The sequence below is a fragment of the Actinomadura sp. NPDC048955 genome (assembly GCF_040649435.1).
Taxonomy (GTDB): Bacteria; Actinomycetota; Actinomycetes; order Streptosporangiales; family Streptosporangiaceae; genus Spirillospora; species Spirillospora luteofluorescens.
The window spans coordinates 1-6,213 of the sequence record NZ_JBEZJI010000131.1; the positions used below are offsets into that span (position 1 = coordinate 1).

Consider the following 6,213-nt stretch of genomic DNA (forward strand, 5'->3'; position numbering starts at 1 on the left):
ATCAAACAAATATGTTTGAAAATATGTATGCCAAATGTTAGCTCACAACACCTCGAATCATACATATTTATTAGCATACATATGTATGTTATATTAATATAAAGATTAGCACACATATGTATGCTTATCACATATTAATCATGAGGTGGTTCAATGCCAAAAAAACAAAATTCAAAAGAAAAAATCTTAACCATTCGTGTAAGTCAATCGCAATACGAAAAGATTTGTGCACTTGCGGATATTCGAGAGATGAATGTGACAGAATATATACGTCATACAGCCATTGGTAATCGTATTAAACCGACAGTCATCGAACAAATTAAAGAATCCAGTGAAGTCAGTGAATTGTTTAAAAAAGATAACGAGGCACTCAAATCGAACAATCAGGCACTCCAGCATCATATTCATCAGTTGGAAGATGAAATCGACCAACTGAGACAAGAAAATGACGTCTTTCATCACTTATTACAACATTTTGATAGTACAGCATTTTTAGATTTCAGTACATATCGTGATGATCGTCCACTAAAAAATGCGATTAAACGATTAAAAGAACAGTATAAAAGCAAGTGATTCATAATTTTATGAATCACTTGCTTTTATTATATTAAGTAGCTTCTGACTTATGATTTAATAGTTTTAATAAAAAAGGTAATAGTGATAAAAAAAGTGTTATTGATGCGAATAACCATGCATGACTGGCACTAGTTATCAGTTGATCTGTCTGTGATTGATTACTTATAAATAATGAAGTAATTGCTGTATAAACAGCAATACCTATATTTTGAACCATCCGTTGAGTTGCTCCAACAGTACCTTGCATATCTTTAGATACAGTTCCCATGATTGCTGAAGTATTAGATGGTAAGAAAAATCCTCCACCTATACCATATATCAATAACAATAGACTTATTGTTATTGGATTTAATATGTACTGTAATAACCCTAAGCTAGTATATGAAGCAATCATAATAACTAGTCCAACAGTCATTAAAATAGTGTTACCAACACGAGATATTAATTTCCCTGTGATTTTTGATATAAGTACTAATCCTAAAGGAGATGTTAAATTGACTAGTCCTATTTGCCAAGATGAAAGATGATTGATTTTTTCTAAAATATATGGAGGAATTATAAAGCCTAAAGACGTTGTACCTCCAAAAACAAATATTGCAAATATAGAAGATGAAAATGATATGTTTTTGAATAAACGTAAATTGATGATAGGATGATTAGTTTTTAGTTCCCACACAATAAATAAGCAAAAAGTTATAATAAATATTAAGAAATTGCTATATACTGATATATTAAAAAATGAATGGTGAGACCAAGATGTTAAACTTACTAATAAGCAAAATATAGATACAAATAGTAGCGAATTTCCACGTATATCTAAATGAATAGATACACTTTTTGGCTCTTTAATATATTTTTTTAAAAGTGAACAGCCTATTAAGCCTATAAATATGAATGGAATATTAATCCAAAATATCCATCTCCAATTTCCTATAGATATTAAAAGGCCTCCAATACTAGGACCTAACACGGGACCTATTCCTAATAAAATGCTCAAAGTTCCTAATGCTGGTCCCTGTCTATGCTCAGGAATGGTTGTAGTAATAATAGCTGTAGCAGTGCCTTGTAACATAGCTGCACCTATGCCTTGTAAACCACGAAAAGTAATTAATTCTACCACGTTATTTGAAAATCCACATAAAATAGAAGATATCAAAAACACTGTTAGTCCAATACTATAGATATTTAGACGATTGTACTTATCACTCAGTCTTCCAAATATAATAATGGTCCCTGTAAGTAACAAAGTATATAACGTAATACTCCAAGAAATAAAAGAAGCATCAACATTAAAAGATTTAGATAAAGTGGGTAACGCCACATTGATAATACCACTATCTAGAGTTGATAAGAACATACCTATTCCTGCTGTAAAGACAACTAAATGATCGAAATACTTAGACGAATTCATCTATCATACCTCCTCATTCAACTAATTTAATCATACCCATATAATATTTCGTTTAATACCGAAATATTATATGGGTATGATTAAATTGTACTAATAGAAAGGAGGCATTAGAGGCATTATATGTATGAAAAATTTGCTGATAATATTTTACTTATTGGACATAAGACACGTTAAGAACAAACGACATTAGAAGATTATGAAGAGGATTCAAAGGTTAGTGAATTAGAAAGCAAAATCAATGAATATGAGGAGCTTATACAAGCTCAATCACATCATATAAAAGAATTAGAGCAAACAGTCAAACATTATCAACCTCAAGTAGACACATTCAAACGTATGTTAACGCATATCGATAGTACAGGATATATTAATTTTGGGAGTTATAAAAATGATCGGTTATTGCTTAATCAAATTAGAAACAGTAAAAGAGACTAGCGATTTGGCTAGTCTCTTTTACTGTTTCTAATTACACTTTAAAAGGTATTGAATGTATTTACGCTCTATATAAAAAGAACCGCAGGTCTCTTCAGATCTACGGATTTTCCCCATGCCACGAAATTAGCATCATGTTAGCAAGTTAAGCGAACACTGACATGATATATTAGTGGTTAGCTATATTTTTTACTTTGCAACAGAACCTGGTATTTCTTCCCATTTACCAGTTACTTAATCATCTTCAAATTTATCTTGAACCTTAGGTAAATGAAAGACATAACTTAATATATGATTAACTTCATGTAATGCTTTCATCATAACTGGTTTAACTGCCTGTATCTTTTTACCACTACGTGACTTGTGATATTTATTAGGCATTAAATCATAAGTATATGGAATTACGACACGAAACCAGTCAACGCTTATATTTTGCGTAGATTGTAATTTAGACATTAGCTAAACAAGTCCGTAACAGAAACTTCTTCTTCTGCTTCTTTTTTCTCACTAACAACTGGTTCTTCAATAATGTCTACGCCCTGTATACTTCTCAAAATCATCTGTACGCCTTTATATTGTCCGTCGTTGCCCATCATTTCAAATTTTGGTAAGAAAGCAAAGTCACAACCTTTTAATAATAATACTGGGTTTTTCAATTTTTTAGATTTTTGTAAATCTAATGCTTTCTTGCGTGATGTTTCAATAACTTCATTAAATGACGCTACTCCAGCATTATCATTATTAATTCGAAGTGGAAATTCACGTAATTCTCTTTTCAACACTTCAACAATTTCTGATTCTGGTTGCTTTTTCTGAAGTTCTCTTAAATCTTCAAGTTTGTCATAGCTTAATGCTTTAAATGACGCTTGTGTATATTTATATTCACCGCCATTATCTTTTGGTCTTGACTTTCTAAATGTTACTGACTGCGGATCAGTTATGTTAGTAATATAAATTTCTTTAGGTATATCTTGGAAATTGTCTTTACTAAATTCAATTTCTTTCAACGTTTTAATATTTGCTAGTGATGTAATTGGCTCTGGTCGTCTTAATCTGTCATTTCTAAAAAATGTTACTTTTGGCATAATAGTCATTTCCTTTCCGATATGACTAACCTTTAACTAATTTCCAAATGGTTAATAAACAAAAGTATATACTTGTATATCCGTATCAATTCATGCTATAACCTAACATGAATTAAGTATTAAGCTATAAACTAAAACATAACTTTACTTTTGTTAAATCATCATATTTAATTATTATCATTTGGACTAGTTGGCAGACTAGTATTTTTTTATACGTTTTTTACCTGTTCAGATAATAAAAGTCTTATATAAGCACTTAATGATAGACCTTTTTCATTAGCTAACTTTTGTATTTATAATATATTATAAATACAGACAATATTCTAATAATTTAATGTTAATAAAATTATTGATATAATTCAGTCAATGAATAGACTATACAAAAGTACTACCTATAATAGTTAATTATGTCAACTTACAATAAAGGGACAAATGTCGTCATTTCAGCGTTTGTCCCTATTTGTCATCATTCCTCTTTATACAACTTTTATACATCCCTTTAACGACGCGTTTTCATACTTTTTCATTTACGATCACTTTGTATCTTTATTCACAATTTCACGTGATAACACACCGTTTTAAATTATAGGTTTCTGTTATACTGGAAAAGCACTTCCTGTGCAGAAAGGAGGTGTCACATACAATGATAATCTTGCTATTTGTACTAGATAAGCTCATTTTTCCAATTATTGTTGGTTATGTTCTTTATCTATTACAACAAGAACATAAGTAAAAAGAAACCCCCAGCCGGCACGCTGGGGGTTTTCACATACAATGATATATCTGCTATTTGTTACTTTCAGTATATCCTTTCTTATGCTTTTTGTAAAATTAGATATATACTTTCTTTTAAGAATATAATTTTGAAGTAACTGTCGTTTCATTGTCGCCCATCTGTCGGCAATTTTTCGTGTTCATTTTTTTAGTTGAGGAGTAGTTTATGAGTATGAACAAATCAAAAGTTGCAGAAATTAGAAAACAAAAATCGTTAACTCAAGAAAATTTAGCAGAAAAGGCTTATGTAACAGTAAGAACAATTCAAAGAATGGAGGCTGGAGAAGAAGTTAGTAGTGAAACACTTAAAAGTGTCTCAAACGCATTAGATGTGACAGTCAATGAACTATTCGAATCTATCTCGTCTTCTGATAAGGAGGAGGAAATAATGGAAATATCTAAAGAACAACAAAAGCAGTTTAATTATCGTAAAAATGAACTTTTTACTATTAAATTAATAACATTTAGTTTTATTTTTGTGTTTTTAGGACTATTTGGAATCTTTGTAGGTGAGTTAGAAGGTTTAGAACAAAATATTTACCGCATCATTTGGATTTTCGCTTTATTTTTGAGCTTAGCAATAATGTATTATTTTTTAAATGTTTTTATTTCAAAAAAATTAGATAAAAAATATCCTATGACTATTGGAATGAAAAATAGAAATAGAAAAAATGAACCTGTAAAAAATGGCTGGGATTTTATGGCTAGATATTGGTGGATTGTTTTTCCTATTGGAGGTTTTCTAAGTTGGTTAATACCTGAATTAACAGGAAAATAAAATACAAAATAAAAGATCTTTAGCACACTTGCTAAAGATCTTTTATTTTAATCTTCCCAATCTAATTGAAGTTGTTTTAAGAATGCTTTTCGCTCTTTTTCTAATTGTGGATCATACTCACTTTTTAAATTTTTTTCATAAGTACGTTCTTCTAACCATCTCGGCGTTTTTTCACGACTGATATATTGTCTTTGTTTACCTACATTAGTCATTTGAGGTTGTCGCTTGTTGTGAATACGTTTCTCAGCGTCAAACGTAAACTCTAACCACTCAATTTTACGTCCTTTTTTTGCTTTAATTTTATTGATATTAAGATTATTAAAAATTGAAGAAAGTTCATTAATTATAGGCTTTAATACACGTTTGGTTATATCATTCATCTGATAAGTTTTAGGTATATCTAGACGATTTTTAAAATCAGATATATTTATTTTAATATAACCAGTATGTTTATATTGTTTAAGCAATCTAAACATATTTTTAGCGTAAGTAGATTTAAGATGGGTCATTTCTTTTAATTCAAATTTCGTAAAATCAGCTGTTATAGAATTTAAAATATGTTTTAAATCAGGATTAACACTAATAGATAAACATTCTTCGTCTAAATCTACTTTGTATGAAGTAAATAAAACAAATTTTTCAAAAGACCTACCATTACGTTCCACATATGTTAGATTCAACATTTTATCGTATACGTGCTCTAAATCATTAATAAAGCGTTCTTGAGAACGCGTATAGTAGTTACTTAAATATTTTAATTCTTCAAAAGGAATAATTACTTTTCTTGTATCCTGTTCTTTAAGTTTATTGCATAATGTAAAGAATAAATCTACTTCAGTACTTGTAAAACGTCTTAATGGTACTAAGTTCATCTCATTTCTATATACTACTGTTTCACCAGACATAAAAAACTCCTCTCTAAATATATAAGTGACATAATTTTAAAAACGTCCCTCTATAATAATGATCAAACGAATTATAACACCTATTATATAGAGGATAAAGCATATAAGTGACATAATTTTAAAAATGTCCCTTTTACTGTTACAAAATGTCCCTTTTACTGTTACAAAATGTCCCTTTTACTGTTACAAAATGTCCCTTTTACTGTTACAAAATGTCCCTTTTAACATTTCAAAAGCCTTGTCACTCTAGTT

General features: G+C 29.4%; 5 protein-coding genes and 1 pseudogene. 3 read left to right on the forward strand and 3 right to left on the reverse strand.

Annotated features, from left to right (window positions below; translation table 11 throughout):
- Positions 1-153 precede the first annotated feature (153 nt).
- A complete protein-coding gene (locus tag AB0C84_RS45035) occupies positions 154-573 on the forward strand; it encodes a hypothetical protein (RefSeq protein WP_049388106.1) in 420 nt (139 codons plus the stop codon).
- A 34-nt stretch (positions 574-607) separates the two neighbouring features.
- Here the strand turns inward: AB0C84_RS45035 and AB0C84_RS45040 are convergent, their stop codons facing one another.
- Positions 608-1,987, reverse strand: a complete 1,380-nt coding sequence (locus tag AB0C84_RS45040; protein WP_311046856.1) for an MFS transporter — start codon at positions 1,985-1,987, stop codon at positions 608-610.
- A 470-nt stretch (positions 1,988-2,457) separates the two neighbouring features.
- Here AB0C84_RS45040 and AB0C84_RS45045 point away from each other — a divergent pair.
- Positions 2,458-2,568 (forward strand): annotated as a pseudogene (locus AB0C84_RS45045) (IS6 family transposase); the annotation flags it as partial.
- 306 nt (positions 2,569-2,874) lie between these two features.
- Here AB0C84_RS45045 and AB0C84_RS45050 read toward each other — a convergent pair.
- A complete protein-coding gene (locus tag AB0C84_RS45050; protein ID WP_049381485.1) occupies positions 2,875-3,504 on the reverse strand; it encodes a hypothetical protein in 630 nt (209 codons plus the stop codon).
- Positions 3,505-4,444: 940 nt separating this feature from the next.
- On the opposite strand from AB0C84_RS45050, the gene AB0C84_RS45055 reads away from it, so the two are divergent.
- Positions 4,445-5,056, forward strand: coding sequence for a helix-turn-helix domain-containing protein (locus AB0C84_RS45055; RefSeq protein ID WP_001830024.1), 612 nt, complete (start codon positions 4,445-4,447; stop codon positions 5,054-5,056).
- 47 nt (positions 5,057-5,103) lie between these two features.
- On the opposite strand, the gene AB0C84_RS45060 is transcribed toward AB0C84_RS45055, so the two are convergent.
- Complete coding sequence (locus AB0C84_RS45060; RefSeq protein WP_002501810.1) at positions 5,104-5,961, reverse strand: RepB family plasmid replication initiator protein; 858 nt, start codon at positions 5,959-5,961, stop codon at positions 5,104-5,106.
- Positions 5,962-6,213 lie beyond the last annotated feature (252 nt).